The sequence below is a fragment of the Promicromonospora sp. NPDC023987 genome (assembly GCF_040639055.1).
Taxonomy (GTDB): Bacteria; Actinomycetota; Actinomycetes; order Actinomycetales; family Cellulomonadaceae; genus Promicromonospora.
Genome location: NZ_JBEZZF010000012.1, coordinates 31,465 through 57,092, shown reverse-complemented (window position 1 = coordinate 57,092; position 25,628 = coordinate 31,465). Strand labels below are relative to the sequence as shown.

At 71.2% G+C, this 25,628-nt stretch carries 22 protein-coding genes and 1 other RNA gene; 3 read left to right on the top strand and 20 right to left on the bottom strand.

Translation table 11 applies throughout. The features are described from left to right. Window positions 1–13: 13 nt before the first annotated feature. From nagB to AB0F40_RS08260, 6 genes are all read right to left on the bottom strand, one after another. Window positions 14–793, bottom strand: coding sequence for a glucosamine-6-phosphate deaminase (gene nagB / locus AB0F40_RS08285; protein WP_357465643.1), 780 nt, complete (start codon window positions 791–793; stop codon window positions 14–16). After that, complete coding sequence (locus AB0F40_RS08280; RefSeq protein ID WP_357465642.1) at window positions 793–1,845, bottom strand: ROK family protein; 1,053 nt, start codon at window positions 1,843–1,845, stop codon at window positions 793–795. Before AB0F40_RS08280 ends, nagB begins: the two co-directional genes overlap by 1 nt. Beyond that, window positions 1,845–2,699 carry a carbohydrate ABC transporter permease gene (locus AB0F40_RS08275; protein WP_357465641.1) on the bottom strand — a complete coding sequence of 285 codons (855 nt, stop codon included), beginning with the start codon at window positions 2,697–2,699 and terminating at the stop codon, window positions 1,845–1,847. Before AB0F40_RS08275 ends, AB0F40_RS08280 begins: the two co-directional genes overlap by 1 nt. Beyond that, entirely contained in the window at window positions 2,696–3,643 is a 948-nt protein-coding gene (locus AB0F40_RS08270; protein ID WP_357465640.1) for a sugar ABC transporter permease, read from the bottom strand. The genes AB0F40_RS08275 and AB0F40_RS08270 overlap by 4 nt, the downstream gene beginning before the upstream one ends. Before the next feature lie 142 nt (window positions 3,644–3,785). Beyond that, entirely contained in the window at window positions 3,786–5,078 is a 1,293-nt protein-coding gene (locus AB0F40_RS08265) for an extracellular solute-binding protein (protein ID WP_357465639.1), read from the bottom strand. A gap of 117 nt (window positions 5,079–5,195) precedes the next feature. Beyond that, window positions 5,196–6,347 carry an ROK family transcriptional regulator gene (locus tag AB0F40_RS08260; protein ID WP_357465638.1) on the bottom strand — a complete coding sequence of 384 codons (1,152 nt, stop codon included), beginning with the start codon at window positions 6,345–6,347 and terminating at the stop codon, window positions 5,196–5,198. A gap of 308 nt (window positions 6,348–6,655) precedes the next feature. Here AB0F40_RS08260 and AB0F40_RS08255 point away from each other — a divergent pair, with 308 nt between their 5' ends. Beyond that, a complete protein-coding gene (locus AB0F40_RS08255) occupies window positions 6,656–7,633 on the top strand; it encodes a DUF4349 domain-containing protein (RefSeq protein ID WP_357465637.1) in 978 nt (325 codons plus the stop codon). 76 nt (window positions 7,634–7,709) lie between these two features. Here the strand turns inward: AB0F40_RS08255 and AB0F40_RS08250 are convergent, their stop codons facing one another. From AB0F40_RS08250 to AB0F40_RS08220, 7 genes are all read right to left on the bottom strand, one after another. Continuing rightward, a complete protein-coding gene (locus AB0F40_RS08250; protein ID WP_357465636.1) occupies window positions 7,710–8,114 on the bottom strand; it encodes a RidA family protein in 405 nt (134 codons plus the stop codon). 59 nt (window positions 8,115–8,173) lie between these two features. Further along, window positions 8,174–9,391: an alanine racemase gene (locus AB0F40_RS08245; RefSeq protein WP_357465635.1), complete on the bottom strand. Its 1,218-nt coding sequence runs from the start codon at window positions 9,389–9,391 to the stop codon at window positions 8,174–8,176. A gap of 45 nt (window positions 9,392–9,436) precedes the next feature. Further along, on the bottom strand, window positions 9,437–11,035 hold the full coding sequence (locus tag AB0F40_RS08240) for an amidohydrolase family protein (RefSeq protein WP_357465634.1): 1,599 nt from the start codon (window positions 11,033–11,035) through the stop codon (window positions 9,437–9,439). Then, complete coding sequence (locus AB0F40_RS08235) at window positions 11,032–12,855, bottom strand: beta-N-acetylhexosaminidase (RefSeq protein WP_357465633.1); 1,824 nt, start codon at window positions 12,853–12,855, stop codon at window positions 11,032–11,034. Before AB0F40_RS08235 ends, AB0F40_RS08240 begins: the two co-directional genes overlap by 4 nt. A 68-nt stretch (window positions 12,856–12,923) precedes the next feature. Then, window positions 12,924–14,582 carry an alpha/beta hydrolase gene (locus AB0F40_RS08230; RefSeq protein ID WP_357465632.1) on the bottom strand — a complete coding sequence of 553 codons (1,659 nt, stop codon included), beginning with the start codon at window positions 14,580–14,582 and terminating at the stop codon, window positions 12,924–12,926. 90 nt (window positions 14,583–14,672) lie between these two features. After that, window positions 14,673–16,553 (bottom strand): propionyl-CoA synthetase, encoded by a 1,881-nt coding sequence (locus AB0F40_RS08225; protein WP_357465631.1) that lies wholly within the window; start codon window positions 16,551–16,553, stop codon window positions 14,673–14,675. Between the two features lie 128 nt (window positions 16,554–16,681). Beyond that, window positions 16,682–18,160 (bottom strand): DUF222 domain-containing protein, encoded by a 1,479-nt coding sequence (locus AB0F40_RS08220; RefSeq protein ID WP_357465699.1) that lies wholly within the window; start codon window positions 18,158–18,160, stop codon window positions 16,682–16,684. 350 nt (window positions 18,161–18,510) lie between these two features. Here AB0F40_RS08220 and AB0F40_RS08215 point away from each other — a divergent pair, with 350 nt between their 5' ends. Both AB0F40_RS08215 and AB0F40_RS08210 read left to right on the top strand, forming a co-directional pair. Continuing rightward, window positions 18,511–19,167, top strand: coding sequence for a hypothetical protein (locus AB0F40_RS08215; RefSeq protein WP_357465630.1), 657 nt, complete (start codon window positions 18,511–18,513; stop codon window positions 19,165–19,167). A 259-nt stretch (window positions 19,168–19,426) separates the two neighbouring features. Further along, complete coding sequence (locus tag AB0F40_RS08210; protein WP_357465629.1) at window positions 19,427–19,615, top strand: hypothetical protein; 189 nt, start codon at window positions 19,427–19,429, stop codon at window positions 19,613–19,615. Between the two features lie 100 nt (window positions 19,616–19,715). On the opposite strand, the gene ssrA is transcribed toward AB0F40_RS08210, so the two are convergent. The 7 genes from ssrA to AB0F40_RS08175 form a co-directional block, all read right to left on the bottom strand. Next, window positions 19,716–20,084: a transfer-messenger RNA gene (gene ssrA, locus AB0F40_RS08205) on the bottom strand. Window positions 20,085–20,228: 144 nt separating this feature from the next. Then, window positions 20,229–20,702, bottom strand: coding sequence for an SsrA-binding protein SmpB (gene smpB, locus AB0F40_RS08200; RefSeq protein WP_357465628.1), 474 nt, complete (start codon window positions 20,700–20,702; stop codon window positions 20,229–20,231). A gap of 90 nt (window positions 20,703–20,792) precedes the next feature. Further along, entirely contained in the window at window positions 20,793–22,193 is a 1,401-nt protein-coding gene (locus AB0F40_RS08195; RefSeq protein WP_357465627.1) for a peptidoglycan DD-metalloendopeptidase family protein, read from the bottom strand. Continuing rightward, complete coding sequence (gene ftsX / locus AB0F40_RS08190; RefSeq protein ID WP_357465626.1) at window positions 22,193–23,104, bottom strand: permease-like cell division protein FtsX; 912 nt, start codon at window positions 23,102–23,104, stop codon at window positions 22,193–22,195. Before ftsX ends, AB0F40_RS08195 begins: the two co-directional genes overlap by 1 nt. Window positions 23,105–23,106: 2 nt before the next feature. Continuing rightward, complete coding sequence (gene ftsE / locus AB0F40_RS08185; RefSeq protein ID WP_357465625.1) at window positions 23,107–23,883, bottom strand: cell division ATP-binding protein FtsE; 777 nt, start codon at window positions 23,881–23,883, stop codon at window positions 23,107–23,109. A gap of 147 nt (window positions 23,884–24,030) precedes the next feature. Continuing rightward, on the bottom strand, window positions 24,031–25,140 hold the full coding sequence (prfB, locus tag AB0F40_RS08180; RefSeq protein WP_357465624.1) for a peptide chain release factor 2: 1,110 nt from the start codon (window positions 25,138–25,140) through the stop codon (window positions 24,031–24,033). 68 nt (window positions 25,141–25,208) lie between these two features. After that, complete coding sequence (locus AB0F40_RS08175; protein ID WP_357465623.1) at window positions 25,209–25,616, bottom strand: ankyrin repeat domain-containing protein; 408 nt, start codon at window positions 25,614–25,616, stop codon at window positions 25,209–25,211. Between the last annotated feature and the right edge of the window lie 12 nt (window positions 25,617–25,628).

Here is a 25,628-nt window from a genome sequence, read left to right as displayed (position 1 = left end):
GTCGCTCCGACGGTCAGAGGCCCTGCCAGCCGGGCTTGTCGGCGTAGGTCTGGCGGTAGTAGTCGGCGAGCTGGAGCCGGGAGGCCGCGGCGTCGTCGACCAGGACCGTGGCATGCGGATGCAGCTGCATGATCGTGGCGGGCCACATCGCGGAGATCGGGCCCTCGACCAGCTGGTGCACCGCCTCGGCCTTGGCCCGCCCCGAGGCCAGCAGCACCAGGTGGCGCGCCGACATGATCGTGGCCAGGCCCTGCGTGAGGCAGTGCCGCGGCACGTCCTCGACCGACCCGCCGAAGAACCGCGCGTTGTCCTCGCGCGTCTGCTTCGTGAGGGTCTTGATCCGCGTGCGGGACGCGAGCGAGGACCCCGGCTCGTTGAACGCGATGTGCCCGTCCGTCCCGATGCCGAGGATCTGCAGGTCGACGCCACCGGCGTCGGCGATGCTCGCCTCGTACGCCGCGCAGGCGGCCGGAAGGTCCGCGGCGAGGCCGTCCGGCCCCTGCACGGCGCCCGGCGCCAGGTCGACGCGGGAGGCGAACTCCTTCTCGATCACGTTGCGGTACCGCTCCGGGTGGTCCTCACCCAGGCCGACGTACTCGTCGAGCATGAACGCCCGCGCCCGCGCGAACGACAGCCCCTCCTTGTGCCGGCGCACGAGCTCGTCGTACACCGCGAGCGGCGACGAACCTGTGGCGAGCCCCAGCACCGCCTCGGGGTCGGCCCGTAGCAGGCCTTCGACGGCGTCCGCCGCCAGCCGCGCGAGCTCGCCCGCGGGCGCGATCACGACCTCCATCAGCTTCTCCTTCCCAGGACCGCCGCGCCGACCGCCGCGACCGGCACGTGGGTCGGCGCGAGCTGCACCCGCTCCGCCAGCTTGAGCGACCCGAGGAACGGCGAAGCCTTCGCCTGCTCCCGGAGCGCGTCCTGCACCGCGTCCAGCAGCTCGGCCCCGAGCTGCGCCACACCGCCGCCGAGCACCACGTGCCGGACGTCGGTGGTCAGCACGAGCAGCCGCACCGCCGAGGCCGTGGCATCGGCGAACCGGTCCTTGACCACCATCGCCTCCTGGTCGCCCCCGCGGGCCGCCTCGAACAGCTCCACCGGCGCCGGCCTGCCGTGCCGGGACGGCCACGCCGCCTCCAGCGCCTTGCCCGACGCGAACCGCTCCAGGCAGCCGCGCTGCCCGCAGGGGCACTCCGGCCCGAGCGGGTCGACGGGGATGTGCCCGATCTCGCCCGCGGCACCGCTCACGCCACGGCGCAGCTGCCCGTCGAGCACCAGGCCGGACGCGAGCCCGGTGCCGAGCGCCAGGAACGCCAGGTCCTCGTGGTCCTGTTCCCCGCCCGCGCGCTCCAGCACGTGCGCCGCACCGACGGCAGCCACGTTGAGGTCGTTCTCGACTACCACCGGCACCCCGCCCAGCTCGGCGGACAGCAGCTCCGCGAGCGGCAGCTCGTCGTCGTGCACCCCGAGGTTGACCGCGTGCTTCACCGTGCCGGAGCGGTGGTCGACGATGCCGGGGATCCCCAGCCCTACTCCGGCCAGGTCCGCGAGCTCCACCCCGCCCGACGCGACGACGTCGCGCACCGCCTGCACCGCACCGGCCACCAGCCCGTCGGCGCCGTGGACCGTGCTCCGGCGCACCGTGCCGACCACGTCGCCCTCCGGGTCCAGGAGCGCTCCGAGAATCTTCGTCCCGCCGATGTCGAGGCCGACCGTGTACGCGGGCTCCCGCCCCGCCTCCGACCGGGCGCTCCCCTTCCGCTTGCCGACCTTTCCCATCCCGACCTCTCGCTTGCTGGGTTCGCCCTGGTCGGACGTGCCCGTACCGGACTTGCTGTCCATCAGCCCTTCACCGCGCCGGACACCAGACCACCGGTCATCCGACCCTGCACGATCAGGAAGAAGACCACCGCGGGGATCGCGATGAGCACCGACGCCGCCATCACCGCGCCCCAGTTCGTGGCCTGCGTCGCCTGGAGGAACGTACGCAGCCAGAGCGGCAGGGTCATCGACTCGGGCCGCTGCATGATCACCAGCGCCGTGACGAACTCGTTCCACGCCTGGATGAAGGCGAACACACCGGTGGCCACCAGGCCGGGGGCCAGCAGCGGGAACGTGACGCGCCAGAACGCGCCGGCCCGCGAGCACCCGTCGATCATGGCCGCCTCCTCCAGCTCCTTGGGTACACCGTTGACGAATCCGCGCAGCATCCAGACCGTGAACGGCAGCACGCCGGCCGTGTACACGAGCGTCAGGCCGATGATCGAGTTGAGCAGCTGCCAGCCGTCGATGATCCGGAACATCGAGATGATCATCGCCTCTGCCGGGATCATCTGGATCACCAGGATCAGGATGATGAACGTACGGCGCCCCTTGAACTGGAACCTGGTGAGGGCCAGCGCCGCCACGAAACCCACGACGAGCGCGATGAGGAGCGTCAGGAACGTGACGCTGATCGAGTTCAGGACGGCCGGCGGGAACGGCGCCCGCGTCTCGCCGAACATCGCCGCGCGGTAGTTGTCCAGGGTGAACAGGTCCGGAGTCGGGAAGAACGCCAGGTTCTCGCCACGGATCCGGTTGTTCGGCAGGAACGACGTGCTGACCATCCAGTACACGGGGAAGGCGGCGAACACGAAGACGGCGACGGCCAGGGCACCGAACCCGGTGTCGGCCAGGCGCTTGCGGATCTTGATCACGATTCGTCCTCCCGCAGCGTGCGCCGCACATAGGGGAAGGAGATGGCCAGCATGATGATCACGAAGATGACGCCGATCGCGCTCGCCATCCCGTAGTGCCCCTGGGCCATCCCCATCTGATAGATGTAGACACCGATGGTGTTGGTGAGCTCACGGTCGCCACCGATGTCCTGCAGCACGAACACCTGCGTGAAGACCTTCAGGTCCCAGATCATCGACAGCACCACGAGCACCGTGATGATGCTGCGCACGTAGGGCACCTGGATGAGGCGGAAGCGCTGGTACGCGCTGGCGCCGTCGAGCTGCGCGGCCTCCAGCACCTCTCCGGGGATCTGCGTGAGGCCCGCGTACAGCGTGAACGCGACGAACGGCACGGCACCCCACACGATGATGAAGGTCAGGATCAGGTAGAACGACCACGGGTTGATCAGCCAGGAGTGGCCGAACCACCGGTCCCCGGTGATCGCGGTGAGCAGGTTGTTCACCACGCCGTACTGGGTGTCGAAGACCCAGCCCCACACCGTGGTGGCCGCGAGCTGCGGCATGGCCCAGGCCAGCAGCAGGCCGACGGACACCAGCAGCCGCAGCCCCTTGCCGACGCGGATCATGAGCAGCGCCACCAGCATGCCGAGCACCATCGTGGTGACGACGAGGACGACCATGAGCGCGAAGCTGCGCGCCAGGACGGTCCAGAAGCCCTCGATGTCGGTCAGTACCGCCGCGTAGTTGCTGAAGCCGACCCACTCGGCGGGCAGGCCCATGAGCTGGGCGCGCTCGTACTCCTGGAACGACATGACGAGCAGCCGGATGACGGGGTACCCCGTCATCACACCGAGGATGATCATCGTCGCCGAGAGCAGGAGCCAGGGCAGGTAGGGCGGCCGGCGCTTCTGCCGGATCTCTTGGCGCGGCGGCGCCACTGGGTCGAGAAGTGTCGAGCTCATGTCCTGTCTTCCTCAGGGGCGTCCGGCAGCTCTCCGCCGGAAGGGCGGCCGCTGGCGTCAGGGCGCAGTGGTGTCCCGTCCCGCCCGGGCTTTGAAGGGGCTGCGCCGGGCGGGACGGGAAGTTCTGCTGACCTCGTCAGGCTCAGCTGTTGAGGATCTCCTCGATGTCGGCGTCGAGCTGCTCGGCGATCGTCTTGACGTCCTCACCGGAGGCGATCTTGGTGAAGGCCGTCTGCAGGATCATCTTCGACTCGACGTCGGCCCACTTCGGCGAAGCGGGCGTGAGCTTGGCGTTGGCGGCTGCCTCAGCGGCTGCCTTGCCGATCGACGTGGACTGGTCGACCTCCTCGAAGAGCGAGGTCTTGGCCGGGAACAGGCCGGCACCCGCGAGGATCGTCTGGTACTCGTCGCTGAGCAGGATCTCGTAGGCGCTCATCGCGAGGTCCGGACGGGCCGCCTTCTGCGCGATGGCGATGTTCGAGCCGCCGGCGAACACCTGCGCGGTGCCGCCGTCCTTGCCCGGCAGGGCGTAGCCCTGGAGGTCCTTGCCATAGGTCGAGGCGCAGCCAGGCACGCCCTCCGGGTCCTCCGGCTCCTCCGGAGCGTTGATGGACCACTGGATCCAGCTCGGCGCCGAGAGGAAGGCGACCTTGCCCTCGCAGAAGGGCACCTGCAGGTCGGTCTCGTTGGCGTCGGCCGGGGCGTTGTTGCCCTCGGTCATGATCGTCTGGATCTGCTCGAGGCCGGCGAGGCCACCCTCGGAGGAGAATCCGGCGTCCCACGTGCCGTCCTCCGCCTGCTCGGCGACGTAGCCGCCGTTCTCCCAGATGAAGGGCAGCGCGTTGTACCAGTCCTGGCCGGGCCAGTAGACGCCGGACAGCTTGTCGGTCTTCAGGTCGACGGCGGTCTCGACGTACTCGTCGAGCGTGGCCGGCACCTCGGTGTCGCCGAGGACCTGCTCGGAGTAGAAGACGACGCGCGAGCCCGAGTAGTACGGCAGGGCGTAGTGCTTGCCCTCCCAGTCACCGGCCTCGACGAAGCCGGGCAGCAGGTCGTCGCCGCCCAGGGACTCGAACTCGTCCGCGGTGATCTCGCGGAAGTAGCCCGCCGAGGTGAACGCGGCGGCCTGGGTGTTGCCGATCTCGACCACGTCGGGAGCGTCCGAGCCGGCCAGCGCCGTCGTGTACTTGTCGACCAGGCCGTCCCAGGCCTGCTCCTCGATGACGAGGGTGCTGCCGGGGTTCTCCTCCTCGAAGGTCTTCTTGAGGTAGTCGCGTGCCTCGAGCGGCGTGTCGGTGCCGACGAGCCAGACCCGGACCTCGCCGGGGCCGGTCTCCTCGGCGGTCGCGGCGCCGCCCGCGTTACCGCACGCGCTGAGCGCGAGAGTCAGGGTGATCGCCGACGCCGCAGCGCCGACGAGACGGTTCTTGTTCACGTGTGTTCCTCCCGGGATACGACTGTGCGTCGCAGTGCCTGATGAAAAGCGGTACGTGCTGATGACTCGAGTGGAAGCTCGATGTGACGCCTGCCGCCGACACGTGCGCAACGATGCTCACGAGACCCCCAGCTGGGCGGAAAGCACGAGGACGGCGGCGCCCGCCAGCACCACGTCCTCGTCGAGTGCGGCCATCCGCAGCTGCAGGCCCGAGTTGATGGCCGGCATCGTGCGCTGACGGATGGTGTCCAGCGCAGCCTCGCGCAGGGGGCCGTCGAGCAGGTCACGCGGACCGCTCAGCAGCACCTCCGTGAGGTTGAGCGCGCTGACGACCGGGGCGAGGGTCACACCCAGCACCCGGCCTGCCGACGCCAGTGCGGCGTCGGAATCTTCTTGGCTCTTGTCCGCGACCGCGCGCCGCAGCGCCGGCACGGACAGGACGGTCTCGAGGCAGCCGGTCCGGCCGCAGGCGCACTCGCCCTGATCGACCACCGTGACGTGGCCGATCTCGCCCGCGGCGTCGCCCTGGCCGTGCACCCGCACGCCGTCGACGACGACGCCCGCGCCGACGCCCGCGCCGACCGTGACCACGAGCATGCCGGAGCTGCCGCCGCCGTAGGTGAACTCGCCGAGCGCCGCCGTGTTGGCGTCGTTCGCCACGTGGACGGGCAGGCCCATGCGATCGCCCAGGATCTCGGCGAGGGGCACGTCGTACCACCCGCGGTTGGGCGCCTCGACCACGCGCCCGTCCAGGCCGACGATGCCGGGCGAGCCGACGCCGACGCCGATCACCGGGTGGTTCGCCGCGGCCACGAGCCGACGGATGAAGCGGGTGAGCAGGTCGACCAGCTCGTCGCCCGTGCGTCCGTCGATGTCGAGCTGACGGCGCACCACGATCTCGCCGGTCAGGCTGAGGACGGCACCGCGCATGCGGCCGTGGTCGGTGAGGTCGACGGCCACGATCTGGTAGGCGTCGGTCCGCAGGCCCACCAGGATCGCCGGCTTGCCGACGCGCTGGCCGGGCCGCGTACCGAGCTCCTCCACCAGGCCCTCGGTGATGAGCACCGAGACCAGGTCGGAGATGGTGACGCGGGTGAGCGAGGTCGCTCGGGCGAGGTCGGCCCGTGAGGTGGGTCCCTCGTGGAAGAGATGCTGCAGCACGAGGGACCGGTTGTGTGCCCTGGCGTGCTCGGGGAGCACCTTGGACGTCGCGCGCAAGCGTGCGCCGAGCCCTCGCCCGGTGCCGTTCCGCTCTGTCGTCGTCGCCATGTTTGTTAGTAGACCTCCTTAACAGAGTCCTTGTCCATCGCCCGGATTGACCCGTAACAAGACTGTTACGTGGGTCACGTTGCTCCCGGGCTTCGAACGCACTCTGCCGCCGTCTTCGGATTACTTCACGTACCTGACGAATCCGAGACTGCCGCACCTCGGCGTCATCGGCACAGCGTGACCGCAGCGTGATCAAAAACAGCGCAAAACCGATGAAAAAATGGGTCACCGGGCCCACAAGTTCACAAAGGGATCACAGTTCTCAGGTGGGGTCGGTTCCTGCCCTGTCGGCCTCATACGCTCGTCCCATGAAGCGCAACCGGTCAGCCAGGGGGGACGTGGGCATGCCCGCTCGCCGACTCGCCCGACATCTCCTGGCAGCGGCCGTCGGGGCGACCCTCGCGGTCACTCTCGCGGCCTGTTCCGGGGGTGGCGCGAGCGAGTCAGGCAGCGGAGCGGAGTCGGCCACCGACAGCGACGGTGCGCGCAGCGAGGCGGTAGCACCGGGCTCGACCGACGCGGTCAGTGGCGCGGCGGGCGCCGTCGGCCTCGCCGAGGCCCCTGAGGAAGCGATCAACCGGGAGCTCATCACCACGGGCGACGCGACGCTCGCCGTCGAGGACCCGTTCGAGGCGGCGGCGCAGATCGCGGACCTCGTCGAGAAGGCCGGTGGCCGGGTGGAGGCGCGCGACGAGCGGGCCGGGACCGACGACGAGCCCGGCAGCGCGTCGATGACCCTCCGTATCCCCGCCGACCGGGTCTCGGCCACGCTGGACGCGCTCGACAAGCTCGGCGAGGTGCGCGACCGTCACGTCGAGACGGTGGACGTCACCGGCACAGCACAGGACCTCGACGCCCGCATCGAGGCCCTGCGCACCTCGACCGACCGGCTGCGCGAGCTCATGGCCGACGCCGACCGCACCGCCGACCTCATCGAGATCGAGGCTGAGCTCGCCGAGCGCCAGGCCGAGCTGGACTCCCGGGTCTCCGAGCGCAGCCGGCTCTCGGACGAGGTGGCGATGTCCACCCTGCACGTCGAGATCGTCGCGGAAGGCAACCCGGCGGCCCAGGCCCGGCCGGGCGGCTTCCTCGGTGGCCTGTCCGCGGGCTGGAGCGCCCTGGTGAGCACGTTCAACGTGGTCGTCCTGGTGCTCGGGGCGATCATCCCGTGGCTCGCGCTGGGCGGGCTGGTGCTGCTCGTGGTGGTCGGCGTGCGCAGGCAGATCGCCAAGAGCGGGTCCGACGGCCCGGCGGCGGTCACCCCCGAGCCGGCAGCCACGGAGTAGGTCGCCGAGACGGCCTGCGGCCCTGACTCGGCGTACCTGGTACGTCGAGTCAGGGCCGCGGGCCGTACGGCCGCGCTCAGTCGGTGATCGCCAGCGCGTCGATCTCGACCAGCATCTCCTCGCGCGGCAGGCCCACGAACACGGTGGTCCGGCTCGGCAGCACGCCGCTCGGGCAGTGCTTCGTCACGAACTCGCCGTAGGCCTCGTTCATCGGCGCGAAGTCCTCGCGCTTGAGGAGGTAGACGCGCAGCATCATGACGTCGTCGAACGTCGCGCCGCCGGCCTCGACGATCGCCCGCACGTTCTCCAGCGTGCGCGTGGTCTGCGCGGCCACGTCGCCGACGTGGACGTACTCCCCCGTCGCCGGGTCCGTGGGCCCCTGCCCCGAGACCTGGACGAACGGCCCCTTGCGAACACCCTGGTGGAACGTGAATGCGGGTGCCGGGGCGTCCGGGGTGGAGATGGCGGTCTTCGCGGTCATGCGGTTCTCCTTGCTCGGGTCGTGCGGTGGGTCAGGTACGTCAGGTGGGTCGGCCCGGCTCAGAAGTCGAGCGTGACCTGCTCGGCGATCTCGTCGCCGCGCGTCACCAGGGCGGTGCGGTACTTGTCGAAGGTGGTGCAAGGGTGCGAGATGCCGAACCCGATCACGTCACCCGGCTGCAGCAGACCGTCGCTCACGGGCTCGACGGCGAGGTAGGCGTGCTGGTCGTTGAGCGCGGTCACGCGCACGCCGGTCAGCTCGCGGGCCGCGCCCAGGCGGCCCGCCGCGTCGACGGAGCGCACGACGAGCGGCGTCGGCAGGTCGATGTCGAACGACACGTCCCTGCGCCCCATGCCGCAGATGACGAGGCCGGGCTCCGGCGCGGACAGCACGGCGGCCCAGACCATGATCGCGGGGCGCAGCGCCGGCGCACCCAGCCGCGTCCACGGGTCGGTACGCAGGTAGTGCCCGTGGTCGTGCGTCACGTACGCGCCGGACCGCACGACCGCCCGGGTCGGCACGGTCTCGCCCGCCGCGTCCTGGACCGGCACGGCCAGACGCCGGGTGACGACGTCGGCGAACGCGCTGCCGCCCGCGCTCAGCACGACCGGCCCGGCCACGAGCCCGGCGATCCCGGCCCCCACCTCGCGCAGCTGGTCGCACCACCGGCCGACGGCGGCCAGCTCGTCGGCGCTGGTGCCACCCGCCACCGGCCCTTCGTAACCGGCGACGCCGACCAGCCGCAGGCCGGCGTCGTGCACCCGGCCGGCGAGGGCCACCGCGTCGGACACCGTGCGCACCCCGGTCCGGCCCCCGGGCACGCCGAGCTCCACGAGCACGCCGAGGCGCGCGGCGTCCTCGGGCGCCGCGCCGGCGAAACCCGCTGCGAGCAGGTCGATGCCCGTGGCGGAGTCCACGTAGACCCAGACCTCGTCGGCAGCGCGGTCCGCGGTGCCGTCGGTCAGAGCCGCGCGCAGCCAGGCGACGTCGCGCGGGTCGACCAGCTCGTTGGCGAGGAAGACGCGCCGTCCGGCACCCGGGACGCCCCAGCCGAGCGCCGTCCGGAGCTGCGCGGGCGTCGCGACGGTGGCGCCCCACGCCCCCGCGGCGACCTGCCGCTCCCAGATCTCGCGGGACATGTGGGTCTTCACGTGCGGCGCGTGCTCCACCCCGCCCTCGGCGAGCACGCGCGCCACTGTCGCGATGTTGTGGTCCAGCGCCGCTTCGTCGAGGGTCAGCAGGGGCCAGGTGAACGTGGGGTCGTCGATGCGCAGCACACCCACATCCTGCCGTGTCCCCGGCCCTGCGCGCACGTGCCGCCGTCAGCCCGCGGTCCGGGCGGCGGATCCGGCCGCTGCCGGGCGCAGGCCGCGCCCCGGCGTCGCACCGGTGAGCCTTCCGGCCGCCAGCACCGGCACCCCGCCGACGAGCACGTCCTCGATGCCCGACGCCGGCGTGCGTGGCTCCTCGTAGGTCGCATCGTCGCGGACCTGGTCGGGGTCGACGAGCGCGATGTCCGCGACGCCACCCGGCACGATCTCCCCGCGGTCCGCCAGCGCGAACCGGCGCGCGGCGCGGGCCGACAGGTGCTCGGCCGCGTCCCACCAGGTCCATGAACCGTGGCGCACGTGCTCGTCGAGCAGCCGGGCGAAGGCGCCCCAGCCGCGCGGGTGCGGCCGTCCGCCCCCGTAGATGGCGTCCGAGCCCGTCAGGTGCGCCTCGTACCCGGCCAGCGCGCGGACGGACTCGGGTGAGTTGGTCGGCGGCTGCGCGAACACGCAGCTCGCGCGCAGCGCCGTCGTCGTGAGCACCTCGGCCACCGTGTCGGGGGCCGAGCGCCCGAGCCGCGCGGCGACGTCGGGCAGGGTCATGCCCTCCGCCCACTCCATCCCGGGGACGGACGCGAACGTGATGCGCGGCCAGAGCTCGGTCAGGCCGGCGAAGTGCTCGCCCAGGCGGGCGGCCGTCGCGGGGTCGCGCAGGGCGTCGATGGTCGCGGCGGCGTCGGCCAGCGGCAGCCACGTCGGCAGGGTGACCATCGACAGGATGGAACATCCGCGCAGGTACGGGTAGGAGTCGTAGGTGACGTCGTGCCCCCCGGCGCGCGCCGCTCCGACGCTGGCCAGCAGCTCGTCCGCGGGGCCGTGCAGGTGGGAGACGTGCGTCGCGACGCCGGACGCCCGCGCGACCCGCATCAGCTCGTCGAGCGCCTCGACGCCGCGGTCCTCGTAGCCACGCATGTGGCTCACGTGGGGCAGGCCGCGCACAGCCACGGCCTTCGCGAGCGCCACGAGCTCCCGCTCGTCGGCGTAGGCGGCGGGCACGTACTCGAGACCGGTCGAGAGCCCACAGGCGCCGTCGTCCAGGGCCTGTTCCAGCAGGCCCACCATCGCCGCCAGCTCCTCGTCCGACGCCGGACGCTGCGCGCCCCCGAGGACGCGGTACCGCAGGGTGCCGTGCGGGGCGAGGTACGCGACGTTCACGGGGACCGTGCGGTGGTAGGTGCTGAGCAGCTCGCCGACGGAGCCGCCCGTGAACGTGGGGTGCGTACCGTCGATCGCGGCGAAGTACGTGCTCGCCCAGTCGTAGCTCGCGCGGTCGGTGGGGGCGAAGGAGACGCCGTCCTGTCCCGTCACGACGGTCGTGATGCCCTGGCGCAGCATGGCGAGCTGCACGTCCGGCTCGAAGACGGCGGCTTCGGCGTGCGTGTGCGCGTCCACGAACCCTGGCATCGCCACCCGGCCCTGCGCGTCGAGCGTCCGGACGTCGGGCTCGAGGACGTCCTGCCCGACGGCGGGGCGGTCACCCGACCGGGTGATCGCGGCGACCCTGCCGCGCGCGACGTGCAGGTCCACCGGCTCGGACAGGGTGCCGTCGGGCTGCGGCACCCGGGCGCCGCGGATCAGGATCGTCCCGGTCATGCGTCACTCTCCGAGGTCTCGGTGGCGGTGTCTGTCTCGGTGGGCCGGTTCTCGACGCCGCCGTCCTCGCGCCAGCCGCCGATCCCTGCCCAGCCACCGACGGCGGTCTCCGCCGCCAGGTCGCGGGGGTAGCCCTGGATACCGGGGCGGGTCTGCCACGGGTGCGGCCCGGCGAGCGGCCGGTACTCGACGCCGTACGCGTCGAGGCGGGGCAGGTGCTGCCGCGCCAGGCGGTCCAGGAACTGCTTCGACGCGGCGGACCCCGGCGTCCGGTCGGCCTGCTGCGACCACGCGACCTCGGCGAACGCCGCCAGCCGGGGAAAGGTCGCGTAGTCGACGCGCCGCGCGCTGTCGAGGTGCTCGGTCCAGACCTGCGCCTGGGCCCCGAGCAGCCGCCCGGGCACGGTGGAGACCCGGTTCCCGACGCGCTCGGCCAACGGAGCGGGGAGCGGCTCGAAGCCGTACACGTCCTCTACCGTGCGGAGGAAACCGACCGGGATCGGTTCCGCCGGATGCTCACCGGCGCGGTGGTCGAGGTACACGACCTGCTCTGGTGCCATGACAACGTCGTACCCGGACTCGAGCGCGGCCGCACCCTGGGCGTAGCCGCGCCAGGACGTCACTATCGCGTCGCGCGGCAGCATCGGCGACATCGCCTCGTCCCAGACCACGGCACGGCGGCCGGCGTCGGACACGTGCTCCGCGAGGCGAGCGACGAACCAGCCGTGCAGCTGGCCGACGTCCGGGGTGGACCGGTCGGCGCCGAACAGGCCCAGCGACCGGGCGCGCTCGACGATGTGAGGCGCATCGCGCCACAGGGTGGGGGGCACCTCGTCGCCGCCGAGGCCGATCCATGGCGTGTCGAAGACGTCGAAGACCTCGTCCAGCACGTGCCGGAAGAACGCGAGCGACCCCTCCGACGGGTCGAGCACGTCCTGGCTGATGCCCCACGTCGTGCGGACTCCGCTGCGGTCCTTGCGCGTGCCGAGCTCCGGGTAGGCGGCGACGGCCGCCTCGACGTGGCCGGGGACGTCGATCTCCGGGACCACGGTGACGCCCCGGTCGCGGGCGAAGGCGACGATCTCGCGGAGGTCGTCCTGCGTGTAGAAACCGCCGTGCGGACGCCCGTCCCGCGAACCGGTACGCCAGGTCCCGACCGTCGACTCGCGGCGCCACGCGCCGGTCCGGGTCAGCTCCGGGTAGCGGTCGATCTGCATGCGCCAGCCCTGGTCGTCGGTGAGGTGCAGCTGCAGCACGTTCAGCCGGTGGGCGGCGGCGAGGTCGATGAACCGGAGCACGTCGTGCTTCGGCAGGAAATGGCGTGCGACGTCGAGCAGCACGCCCCGCCACTCGAAGCGGGGGTGATCCTCGATGCGCACTGCCGGCAGCGCGAGCGGGCCGGTGCCGCTGCGGCGGTAGGCCGCCGGACCGGCGAGCTGACGCAGGGTCTGGGCGGCGGCATGTGCGCCGGCGAGGTCCGCTGCCTCGACCCGCACCAGGCCGGCCACCGGACCGGCGGGCTCAGGCCCTCGCACCGCCGGGCACACCGCGATGCGGTAGCCGCCGGCCGGCAGGTCGGCGGCGAGGCCGAAGACGACACGCTGTCCTGAGCCAGTCGAAGGGCCGGACCCGCGGTCGATCGCCGAGGGAACCAGGTCGAGGCCGAAGGCATCCTCCGTGACGCGGCGCCACCAGCGTGCGGCGGGCCGCAGCGCGGGGTCGGTCCCGACCCGCGCGCCGTCCTCGATCAGCACCGAGCCGCCCGGCAGCTGCGTCGACGCAGGCTCGGGGACGAGGCCAAGGTCTCCGGGGTGTTGCACGGCGACACCCTAGCGCGGCGGGAGCGCGCGGTCCCCGAGGACCACGCGCTCCCGCTGCCCCTGTGCCGTCAGCCCGCTCGGCAGGAGACGTCGCGCTTCGGCATCTCGCCCTCGACCAGGTAGGTCGTGCCGACGTTCAGGGCGCACGCGTTGTTGCCGAGCGCGTACACGCCGTGGCCGCTGGCGTCGACGGTCACGAGCCGGGACCGGTCACCGAACTTCTCCCGCAGCAGCTCGCCACCGGCCAGCGGGGTGACCGGGTCACGCCGGTTCTGCAGGATCAGGACGTTGGTCGGCCCCTCGTCGGTGATCTGCACGGGCGGCTCGATCGGCTCGGACCAGTAGGCGCAGGGCAGGATGTTGGCCGACGCCGCGCCGAACATCGGGAACTTCTTGCGGTCCTCCGCCACGGCCTTGCGGTAGGCGTCGACGTCCTCGGGCCACTCGACGTCGTTGCAGGTCGTGGCGAGGAACACCGACAGGGCGTTGGAGAGCGGCGACACCTCGTCGGCCGTCGCGCCGTCCTGCGCGGCGGCGGTCGGCGCGGCACCGTCCGACAGGACGCCGTCGAGGAGGTTGTCGTCCAGCAGGCGCTGGACGCCGGCGGCGTCGCCGCCCAGCAGCGACTGCCAGAGCTGCGCCGTCCGGCCGTAGGTCAGCTCGCTGTAGAGCCCTCCGAAGACGACCTGGCGGAACAGACCGCCGTCGACCCCCTGCACGGGGTCGCGGTCCAGCCGCTCGGCGGTCTCGAAGTAGTTGGCACGCACCTGTGCCGGCGTCCGGCCCAGCCCGTAGGCGGTGTGCCGCTTGGCCGCCCACTTCGCGAAGTCGGGAAACGTCTGCTCCACCCCCTGAGCGAACCTGCGCAGCCCTTCCTGGTTGAGGTGCGTGTCGCCCACGTTGCTGTCGAGCACCACCCGGTCGACCGTCTCGGGAAACATCGACGCGTACGCGGCGCCCAGCGCGGAACCGTAGGAGTAGCCAAGGAAGCTGGCTTTCTCCTCGCCCAGCGCCGCCCGGACGCTGTCCAGGTCACGGGCCATGTTCGCCGTCGACACGTGGCGGAGCAGACCGTTCTCGTCGTTGGCGGCACACTGCTCGGCCGCGGCCTCGACGACCTTCGCCCGCTGGACGACCGCCGCGTCGTCGACCGCGTACGGCGGGACGTTGCCGAAGTATTCGCCGCCGATGGTGAACCCGCAGTCGATCCGGGTCGAGTGGCCGACCCCGCGGGTGTCCATGCCGATCAGGTCGTAGGCGTCCAGCACGCTGTCGGGCAGCCCTCTCGACATCAGGAGCGAGGACTGCGTGAGCCCGGAACCGCCCGGGCCGCCCGGGTTGAGCAGGAGCACGCCGCGCCGCTCGGCGGGGTTGTCGCTGGCCATGCGGGAGATCTGGAGCTCGATCTGCTCGCCGCCGGGGTCGGAGTAGTCCAGCGGCACGGGCACCTTGGCACAGGTCAGGACGTAGGGTGCGGCCTCCGTCGCGACGTCAGCGGGGCACGGACCCCACTCCACCCGCGTGGTGGGCTCGCTACCGGCGTCGTCCGGCCGGACGTCGGCCGCCGCGGGTGCCGCGAGCGCACCCACCAGGCCCAGCACCGCCAGCAGGGCCGCGCCCCGACCGCGCACTCGTGGCCGACGGCGGCGCCGCTCGCCGTCGGGTGCGCCGTGCCGCGGCGCGCGGGTCGGGATCGGATGTGGGGACCTGAAGTGGATTCGCTTCATGGACCCACCCTCGGCCGGCGCACGCGCGCCGGTAAGTGTCACCGAGTCATCGGTCCGGCGGAGGAACACACGGTCGGCGCATGACAGATGTCACTCCCGTCGCAGCACGGGCTCCAGGGCCTCCAGCACCGCCGGGTCCTCGATCGTGGACGGCACCTGCGGGTGCTCGCCGTCGGCCAGCTGACGCATGGTGCGACGCAGGATCTTGCCCGAGCGGGTCTTCGGCAGGCCGGCGACGACCTGGACGTCCTTGAACGCCGCAACCGGGCCGATCTTCTCGCGCACCGCCGCGACGAGCTCCGCGGCGACACCACTCGGGTCGACGCCGGCCTTGAGCACCACGAGCCCGCGCGGTACCTGGCCCTTGAGCGGGTCGGCGGCCCCGATCACCGCGCACTCCGCCACGGCGGGGTGGGCCGCGAGCACACCCTCGATCGCCCCGGTGGACAGGCGGTGCCCGGCGACGTTGATGACGTCGTCGGTGCGACCCATGACGTAGACGTACCCGTCGTCGTCGATGTAGCCGCCGTCGCCGGAGAGGTAGTACCCGTCGTAGGCCGCGAGGTACGAGGACACGTACCGCTCGTCGTCGCGCCACAGCGTCTGCAGGGTGCCGGGCGGCAGCGGCAGCCGGATCGCGAGGCTGCCCTCCTGTCCCGGACCGGCGACCGTGCCGTCCGGGAGCAGCACCTGCACGTCGAAGCCGGGCACGGGAACCGACGGCGAGCCCGGCCGGGTCGGCATCGGGTCCAGCCCACGCAGGTTGGCGACGACGGCCCACCCCGTCTCGGTCTGCCACCAGTGGTCGATCACGGGCACCCCGAGCGCTCGTCCCGCCCACTCGTAGGTGCCGGGGTCGAGGCGCTCCCCCGCCAGGAACAGGTGCCGCAGGGACGACGTGTCGTGCTCGGCCAGGAGGATCCCCTCCGGGTCCTCCTTCTTGATCGCACGGATCGCGGTCGGTGCGGTGAACAGGGCCTCGACGCCGTGCTCGGCGACCACCCGCCAGAACGCCCCGGCGTCCGGCGTACCCACCGGTTTGCCCTCGTACAGCACGGAGGTGGCGCCGGCGATCAGCGGTCCGTAGACGATGTACGAGTGGCCGACCACCCAGCCGACGTCGGACGCCGTCCACCAGACCTGACCGGGCCCGATGTCGTAGACGTTGCGCATGGACCAGGCCAGGGCGACGGCGTGGCCGCCGTTGTCGCGCAGGATCCCCTTGGGCTTTCCCGTGGTCCCCGACGTGTACAGGATGTAGAGCGGGTCGGTCGCCGCGACCTCGGCGCACGGCGCCGGATTGGTCCGCCCGGCCTGCAGGACGGTGTCCCAGTCCAGGTCCCGCCCCTCGACCAGCGTCGCGATGGCCTGCGGCCGCTGCAGCACCACGCACGACGCCGGCTCGTGGTCGGCCAGCTCGAGCGCCTTGTCGAGCAGCGGCTTGTACTCGACGACCCGCGTGGGCTCGACGCCGCACGACGCCGACACGACCACCTTCGGCTGGGCGTCGTCGATGCGCAGGGCGACCTCGTTCGCGGCGAACCCGCCGAACACCACCGAGTGCACGGCGCCCAGCCGCGCGCAGGCCAGCATCGCGACGACCGCCTCCGGCACCATCGGCAGGTAGAGCACCACGCGGTCGCCCGGCCCGACGCCGAGGTCGCGCAGGCCGCCGGCGAACGCGGCGACGTCCTGCAGCAGCGTCGCGTACGTGATGGTCGAGGAGGTGCCGGTGACCGGGCTGTCGTAGATCAGCGCCGCCTGGTCCCCGCGACCGGCGATGACGTGCCGGTCCAGCGCGTTGTAGCAGGTGTTGAGCCTGCCGTCGGGGAACCAGCGGTAGAAGGGCGGACTGTCGCCGTCGAGCACGCGGGTGGGCTTGCGGAACCAGGAGACGAGAGCGGCTTGCTCACCCCAGAACCCCTCGGGGTCGTCGAGGCTGCGCCGGTAGACGTCCGCGTAGTCGGCCATGTGGTGCCCTTCCGCTCTGGCTCACGGACTCCGGTGTCCGCGCCGTTGTCAGTGTGCCTCGCACGTGCGTCGACGTCGAGCGGCGTGGCTGTGGGGGCGTCCGAGCAGGCCGATGGCCGCCGCGAGGGTCAGCTCGCGGCGGTAGCCGGCTCAGGTATATGCGCCCAGGCGAGATCGGCCCGGGACCGCTGCCGGTGCCTGGTTCGGGCCGGCCCACATCGCCCAGGCGGCCGGTAGGCGATGGCGGTGTTGCGGGGTCCGGTATGGCACCCGATCGAGTACCGACTACGCGGGAGGCGACCGTTGCCGGGTGAGCCCATACCGACCGCCGGGGTCCACCCCGGTGGGGTCTCGCGGGCCGGTTCGGGTGGTGCGGGCGCTACGGAGACGTGGCTGTGCCCGGTGGGGGTGATCGTCTCCACACCGTGCCGGCCGTCGACCTCAGTGGTCTTCTGCCGCCAGCCGGGTGCCTGCTTCGCGTGATTGCACCGCGCACACAGGCCCTGACCATTGGCCAGGCTGGTCTCGCCGCCCTGCGCGTGCGGCGTGATGTGGTCGAGGTGCCGCACCGGCGCATCACACCACGACGACGCACAGATGCCCTGCTCCCGGGCACGCAGCAGCACGGCCAGGCCCTGCGGGTGGAACCGTGACACTGACGTCGTCGCCAGCAAACGCCCGTGCGGGTCGACGTAGATCGCACGGAGCCAGGCGGCGTCCGCGTCGATCCCGTGCGCCACGAGATTGCGTGCCACCGGGGCCGGGACCGTGCCCGCACCCCCTGGCATGCCCTCCGGCACCACGGCAGGCTCGTCACCACCGGCGAGCAGCGTCTGGTCCGAGACCAACAGGTTGATCGTCACCGGCGCCTCGTCGGCCGTGCCGGGTTCCCGGCCGGTGACCCGCTCGATCAGGGTGTCGGCCATGATCTGCCCCGCACCCCGCTCATCCCCCGTGGCCTTGGTCGCCTTGGCGTGCGCGGTGAGCTGGGCGTAGGCCTGCACCCCTTGCGCCATCGGGACCAGCGCGGTCAGGTAGACCATCAGATCAGGTGCCGGACGCACTGACACGCGCCGCTCCGTGACGGCCTTCGCGTTCCGCTTCACGCACGCGTGCACGTCGAACTGTCCGGCGAGCTCCTTGATCCGCGCGACCAGCCGCTTGGTACCCATCCCGGCCAGGACCGCCAGGTTCGCGGGCCCGCAGAGCTCCTCATCGATCCGAGCCCGATGCTCCGCCGTCAGATGTGACGTCTCGCGCACCAGGAGCGTCGCCCGCCACTGCGACAGGACACCCGTGCGTAGGGCGTCGAAGGTGTGCGGCATCTGCGTGACCCACGCCCGAGCCGTACCCAGGAACGCCCCGCCCGCGTGGGGGCTGACCTGCATCGCCGCACCGACCTGGTTCGGCACCCCACGGCCTCGCCGCTCGGCCCGGAGGCCCTGCGCGGCCTCCTCGGACCGGGTGGCCTCGTCCAACGCCACCGCCAGTCGGCCCTGGACCGCGGCCACGGTGTTCTTCACCGCCTCCAGCTCACCGAGCAGGTCCACCCACTGCGCCTGCACCCGCTTCGACACGTCCGTGTCGGTACCGCCTGGCAGGACCATGCCCGCCAGCAGCTCGCGCAGCGCCCGGACGTCCGCCGCACGCACGACCGCCCCGTCGGCGGTGGGCAGCACGGACCCGGGAGGCCGGTCGCCCACCCGAGGTGCACCCATCGCTGAAGTCATGCCACCACCATATGGCACACCTGTTCGCACCGCGCGTCGAACGAACCCGATCTGCCGACAGCAGAACCGACCGCAGGACGCCACCATGCGGCCGCCACGAGGCGTCAGCCGCGCTTCGACCCCGGCGCCCCCAGCGACCCCGGCAACCCCAGCGACCGAGGCAAGCCCGCCGCACAGCAAGCTCAGCGACCATGCAAGCGTCGTCGTCGTGATGACAGATGCCAGGCATGAAACCGCTACGAGCACCAGGCCGGCTCCTCGGCACCGGGCTGGCCGGTGCCCTGCTGCTCGGCCTCTGCGCATGCGCCGAGGCGGCCGGCTCGGCGTCGGCCGATCACGAACCCAAGGACGGATCGATGGCGACCGCGCCGCCCGCCCCGGCGGCTCCGGGCCTGGTGACCGCCGTCGCGACGGTCCTCCAGGAGAACGACGGCCCGCCCGAGCTCTGCCTGGGCGGGGTCGCCGAATCATTCCCGCCCCAGTGCGGCGGCCCGGAGATCACCGGATGGGACTGGAACGCGGTCGAGGCCGACTCGGCGCAGGGCACCATCTGGGGCGAGTACACGGTTGAGGGCACCTGGGACGGCGAGACCTTCCGGCTCACGGAGGCGACCTCCGCGCCGACGGATCCGACCGCACCTTCCGACGACCCCCGGCTCGATCCGGACAACGCCGGGGCGGTCGGCCGAGACCTGTCGGAGTCCGAGACACAGGAGCTTCAGGACGAGGTGTTCACCGACCTCGGCGGGCTCGGCGGCTGGTCCGAGAACGGCTACGTCTGGGTGACGGTCGTCTACGACGACGGCAGCATCCAGAGCTACGCCGACGACAGGTACGGCGCCGACAGGGTCGCCGTCCAGTCGGCGCTGCGCGACGTCGAGTAGCCCCGCGGTTCCAACTGTCGCGACAATCAAGACAATAGCGACAGATTGCAGGCGAGTCAGAGAATTGCATCAATGCCACCTGGCGGGCAAGAAAATGCACAGGCGTAAACGAGCGATGAATGCCAACTTTTACCCACGCCATTTATCTTGACGCGCCAACAAACCACTGACAGGCTCTCTCCCCCAACGAGTTGAGCGATCATCAGACAAATGCGAGCTGATCGGCCCGGCCCGAACTGACGACAGAAAGAAGAAGGCTGTGGGCGACGGCATCGCGACAGGCGTCATGGTGAGAGTCACCGGGGTATCGAGCACGGAGCGCGGCACGGAGGGCATCGTGAAGACCGTGCGACCCGGGTGGGCGGGCAAGGAGGCCGTGCTGGTGGTCGCGGGTGTCCTGCGGTCACGAGAGGTGGCCGTGCCGGTCTCGGACCTGTCGAAGAAGTAAGCCGCGGAGAGCCGCGACAGGGGCTCCAGGAAGGCGCGAGAAGTCAGGGCGCCCGCACACGACAACAGGCCCGCCTCCGAAGAGGCGGGCCTGCACACAGGGGTGGAGCTGCCGGGAATCGAACCCGGGTCCGGTGACGCTTTTCGAGTACTTCTCCGGGCGCAGTCTGCTATGGATTTTCTCGGCCCCCGCACTCGCGCAGACACGTTCGCGGACAGGCCCAGTCATCTGAGTGTTCCCGCAGCCCCGATGACGAGAGCTACGAGCAGTGGCTTCCTAGATGACGCCGGCTACTGGGACGGAAGCATTTCCCAGGCCGACGGAGTTCGGGCTCGCTCAGGCGGCGAGGGCGAACTCGTTGCGCGAGTTATCGGCAACTATGTGTTTGCAGACATCGTTTACGAGATAAGTCTGCATCCTCGGCCCGCTTCTCCTCGAAGCACGACCACCGTCGAAACCGATCAGCCCCTATGTTGTTGTCAACCGTCCCATCCGGGCTACGCCCGTGCGGAACATCTCCAGCCTACGCGACAACGCCGCAGACGGGAACGTTATTTCCGTTACAGTCGGCCGGGCTCCACCGGCCCGGCCGGGCGCCGTCGGCCCGGACCGGTCAGCGCATCTCCTTCTGCCGCATCGCGCGCTGCGCTTCGCGCATGTCCTGCTGCTCGCGGAGGGTCTGCCGCTTGTCGTACTCCTTCTTGCCGCGCGCCAGGGCGATCTCGACCTTGGCCCGACCGTCCAGGAAGTACAGCGACAGCGGGATCAGGGTGTGCCCCTTCTCCCGAGACTTCGACTCCAGCCGGAGGATCTCCTCGCGGTGCAGCAGCAGCTTGCGCCGACGGCGGGGGGCGTGGTTGTTCCACGTACCCTGGAAGTACGCGGGAATGTGTACGTTCTCGAGCCACGCCTCGCCACGGTCGATGTTGGCGTAGCCGTCGGTGAGCGACGCCCGCCCCATCCGCAGCGCCTTGACCTCGGTGCCCGAGAGCACGAGCCCGGCCTCGAAGACGTCCTCGATCACGTAGTCATGACGGGCCTTCTTGTTGTTCGCCACGATCTTGCGCGGATCGTCCTTCTTGGCCATGGTCTCCCTCCGGGATCTGCTGGTGCGCCGTGCCCCGTGCGGGCAGCGCGACGTCCCAGTTTACGCACCCGGCCTCGGTGGACCAGGCTTTTACAGCCAGCTCATCGGGTCAACGGTCGAACCGTTGATGTACACCTCGAAGTGCAGGTGGCAGGCCGTGGACGTGCCGGTGGTCCCCGAGTATCCGATCACCTGTCCGCGTGAGACCCGCTGGCCCGACGAGACGGCGAACGAGGTGAGGTGGTTCGCACTCGTCATCACGCTGCTGCCGCCCGACGAGTAGCCGTGGTTGATCAGCACCTGGTTGCCAAGGCCCGCCAGGGTCCGCGCGTAGAGGACGGTGCCGTCAGCGGCGGCCAGGATCGGCGTGCCGCAGTACGCGCGGAAGTCGGTGCCCGCGTGCAGGCGGGAGTACTGCAGCACGGGGTGGAACCGCATGCCGTACGAGGAGGTGATGTGCGGGCTCGCCGTCGGGTAGCCGAGGAACGACACGGTCCCCGCGCTGCCACCACCCCCGCTGCCACCACCGGCACTGCCTCCGCCCGACGAGCCGCCGCCGGACGATCCGCCGCCCGCGGCGTTCTCCTGTGCCTCGCGCTCCGCCTGCTCCTGGGCCAGCTGCTGGTCGCGCTCCTTCTGCTTGCGGATGATGCTCTTCAGATCGGACTCGATGGAGCTGAGCTCCTGCTCGTTGTCCTGCATGTTCTGCACCGCTACGTGCTTGCGCTGCTCGATGCGGTCCTTGAGCCGCTCCTGCTCCGCGATCAGGCGCTCGATCTCCGCCTTGCGCTCCACCGCGGCCTGCTTGGCCTGCTCCTTGGACTGCACGTTCTCGTCAGCCAGGCGCTTGAGCTCCGTGACGATCTCGCGGATGGCCGACAGCCGCGCCTCCAGGTTGCGGGCAGTCGCCTCGGCGTCCTGCAGCTCGGCGAGCGTCCGCGCACGGATCCTCGCGGCCGACGACGACACCGAGTACCCGTCGATGAACTCCTCGGTGCTCTGCGCACCGGTCAAGAGCCCGATCGTGGAGTTGTCGCCCGAGCCCCGGAACTCCTCGCGCGCCATCTGCGCGATGTCGGCGCGCGCATCGTCGACCTTGCCGGAGCCGTCCTCGAGCTGCTGGCTGACCTTTTCCTCTTCGCGCTCGGCGTCGGCCAGGCGCTGCGCGAGGATCGCCGCCTCCCGCTCCGCCCGCTCCAGCTCGGCCTCCGCGACGGCCAGCTCGGCCTCGGCCACGGGCAGCCGACCCTCGACCTGGTTCAGCTCGAGCACCGCATCGGCCAGCTGGGAGTCCGTGTGCTCGAGCTCGGCCTCCAGGCTCTCGCGTTCGTCCTCCTTGGCCTGCTGCTCGCGCTCCGCGGCGGCGCGGCGATCGTCCAGGTCGTCGGCGTGGACGGCGGTCGCGCCGCCCAGCAGGAGGACGATCGTGAGCGCGGCGGCGAGCGGCCCGCGACCACGGACCCTTGAGGGCAGGTTTCGGGGAGTGAACATCAGATCCTCGTGTACCGGTTCAGGGTGAAGAAGGACGAGAGCGCGGCCAGTGCGACGGCCATGACCACGAGCAGGGGCGCGACGCGGAGCACGTCGACCTCGGAGACGTAGGCCACCCAGTCGACCGACCGTTCGAGCCAGTCGCTGACCATGAACCGCACCGCCAGCCACAGCCCACCGCCGGCGAGGAGCGAGCCCAGCACGGCGGCCAGCGCCCCCTCCAGCAGGAACGGGAGCTGGATGAACAGGTTGGACGCGCCCACCAGGCGCATGATCTCGGTCTCCTTGCGCCGAGAGACAGCACTCAGCCGGATGGTGGTGGTGATCAGGAGCACCGCGGCCAGGAGCATGACGCCTGCCAGCCCTGCCGCGAGGAGGGTGGCGACGTTGAGCGTGCGGAACAAGGGTTCGAAGACGGCGCGCTGGTCCTCCACGACCTCCACGCCGTCGCGTCCGGAGAGCACGTCGCTGACCACGGCGAACTGCTCGGCGTCGGTCAGCTTGAGGCGCAGGGAGGCCTGCATGTCCTCCTCCGTCAGCTGGGTGCCCTGGTAGCCGTCGGGGTAGCGCTCGTTGAAGGCGTCGAACGCCTGGGCCTTCGTCTCGACGTAGACCTTGCTGACCTCGCTGGACAGCTCGGTGTCGATGACCTGCCGGATGGCGTCGATCTGCTGCTGGGTGGCCTCGCCGGTGGCGCACGTCGGCGACATCGAACCCCGCGGGCAGAGGAACACGGAGACCTCGACGAGGTCGTACCAGTCGTCCTTGAGCTTGCCGATCTGGGCCTGGAGGAGCGCGGCGGCACCGACGAACGTCAGCGAGACGAAGGTCACGAGCACCACGGCCACGACCATCGTGGTGTTCCGGCGCAGGCCTGAGAGGACCTCGCCCAGCACGAACTGGAAGCGCACGGTCAGCCCCCCCGCACCGTCTGGACCGGCGCGCGGGTGCCGCTGCCCGGTGCGTCGAGCACCGGCGACGCGCCGACGTCGGGCAGGATCGCCTCGCGCTCGCCGTAGCCGCCGCGGGCCTCGTCACGGATGACGACGCCGTCGGACAGCTCGACCACACGGCGCCGCATCTCGTTGACTATCTCGTCGTCGTGCGTGGCCATGACCACCGTGGTGCCCGTCCGGTTGATGCGGTCCAGCAGGCGCATGATCCCCAGCGAGGTGGTGGGGTCGAGGTTGCCCGTCGGTTCGTCGGCCAGGAGGATCTGCGGCCGGTTCACGATGGCGCGGGCGATCGCGGCGCGCTGCTGCTCACCGCCCGACAGCTCCGTCGGCATCCGCTTGCCCTTGCCCGCGAGGCCCACCATGTCCAGCACCTCCGGCACGGTGTCCCGGATGACGTGGCGGGGCTTGCCGATCACCTGCAGGGCGAACGCCACGTTCTCGTGGACCGTCTTGTTCTGGAGCAGCCGGAAGTCCTGGAACACCACGCCGAGCTGACGGCGCAGCGTCGGCACCCGCCACCCGGAGAGGTTCGCCACGTCCCTGCCAGCCACGTAGACGCGGCCGCGCGTGGGCCGCTGCTCACGCAGCACCAGCGACAGGAACGTCGACTTGCCTGAGCCCGAGGCCCCCACGAGGAACACGAACTCACCACGCTCGACGTCCACGGAGACCTGGTCGAGGGCAGGTCGGGCACCGCGCGCGTAGACCTTCGACACGTTCTCGAACCTGATCACGAGCCCGAGACTAGGGGGGTGAAGTGGTGGCGTGTCGGGGAGACACGCCGACGGCACTCACCCGGTTGCCCATGGCCTGCGCAAAATACCGGGCAAACCGGGCCGGAAATGGCATTCCACCCAGGTTGAGGCCGCCGGCCGGATCGCTCAGTTCGGCGAGGTGCCCCGGCGCCAGCGGATGCCGGCCTCGATGAAGTCGTCGATGGCGCCGTCGAACACCGCCTGCGGGTTGCCCGACTCGTGCTCAGTACGCAGGTCCTTGACCATCTGGTACGGCTGCAGCACGTAGGAGCGCATCTGGTCGCCCCAGCTGGCCTTGATGTCGCCGGCCATCTCCTTCCGCGTGGCCGCCTCCTCCGCCTTGCGCAGGAGCAGCAGGCGCGACTGGAGCACCCGGTAGGCGGCTGCGCGGTTCTGGATCTGCGACTTCTCGTTCTGCATGGCGACGACGACGCCGGTGGGGATGTGCGTCATGCGCACCGCGGAGTCGGTGGTGTTCACGGACTGACCACCAGGGCCCGACGAGCGGTACACGTCGATCTTCAGCTCGGAGTCCGGGATGTCGATGTGGTCGGTCTGCTCGATGAGCGGGATCACCTCGACCGCCGCGAACGACGTCTGCCTGCGGCCCTGGTTGTCGAACGGCGAGATGCGCACCAGGCGGTGGGTGCCGGCCTCGACGGACAGGTTCCCGAAGGCGTACGGCACGTTGACCTCGAAGGTCGCGGACTTGAGGCCGGCCTCCTCCGCGTACGAGGTGTCGCCCACCTTGGTGGGATAGCCGTGCCGCTCGGCCCAGCGCAGGTACATCCGCATCAGCATCTCCGCGAAGTCGGCGGCGTCGACGCCACCCGCACCCGCGCGGATCGTCACGACGGCCTCCCGGGAGTCGTACTCACCGTTCAGCAGCGTGCGCACCTCGAGCGCCGCCAGATCCTTGCGGATCTTCACGACCTCCTCCTCGGCCTCGGCGAGCGAGTCCGCGTCGTCCATCTCCACGCCGAGCTCGACGAGCGTCTCGGTGTCGTCGATGCGAGCGGCCAGCTTCTCCACACGGCTGAGCTCGGCCTGTGCCGCCGACAGCGCGGAGGACACCCGCTGGCCTTCCTCCGGGTCGTCCCACAGGTTCGGCGCCGACGCCTGCTCCGACAGCTCGGCGATCTTCGCCTGGAGCGCGGTGGGGTCGCTCACGGCCTCGATGGACTCGAGGGTGGCGCGGAGCGCCTTGATCTCTGCGGGAAAGTCGTTGGATGCCACGGTGTTCAAGGTTACCCGCGCATCGTGGTGTCCGACGCCGGAAAATCCGCCGGTGGCGCGGTCGTGGCTCAGCGAGCCCCTGGCTCGGGCAGCTCACGGCCGAACATCTGCGCCGTCGCGCGGGCGCTCGGGGTACCGGCGTCGACGTCCGCGCCGTGCTCGACGAGCACCCGGATCACGTCGGTCTCGTTCTTGAAGACGGCCCCGGCGAGCGGCGCCTGGTTCTTGCCGTTCAGCCGGTTCACGTCGGCACCCCGCTCGGCGAGGCCCGCCGTGAGCTCCGCGTGCCCGTGGTAGGCGGCGAGCATCAGGAGCGTGTTGTCGGACTCGTCGGCCAGGTCCACCGGCAGGCCCGCGTCGACGAGATCCAGCAGGACGTCGGCGCCCTGCCGCGCGAGGTCGAAGACCTGGTGCGCCTCGAGCCGCGTGCCGGCCTCCGGGTCGCTCGTGCCCTGCTCGTCGCCCTGCTCGTTCATGGCCTCAATCTA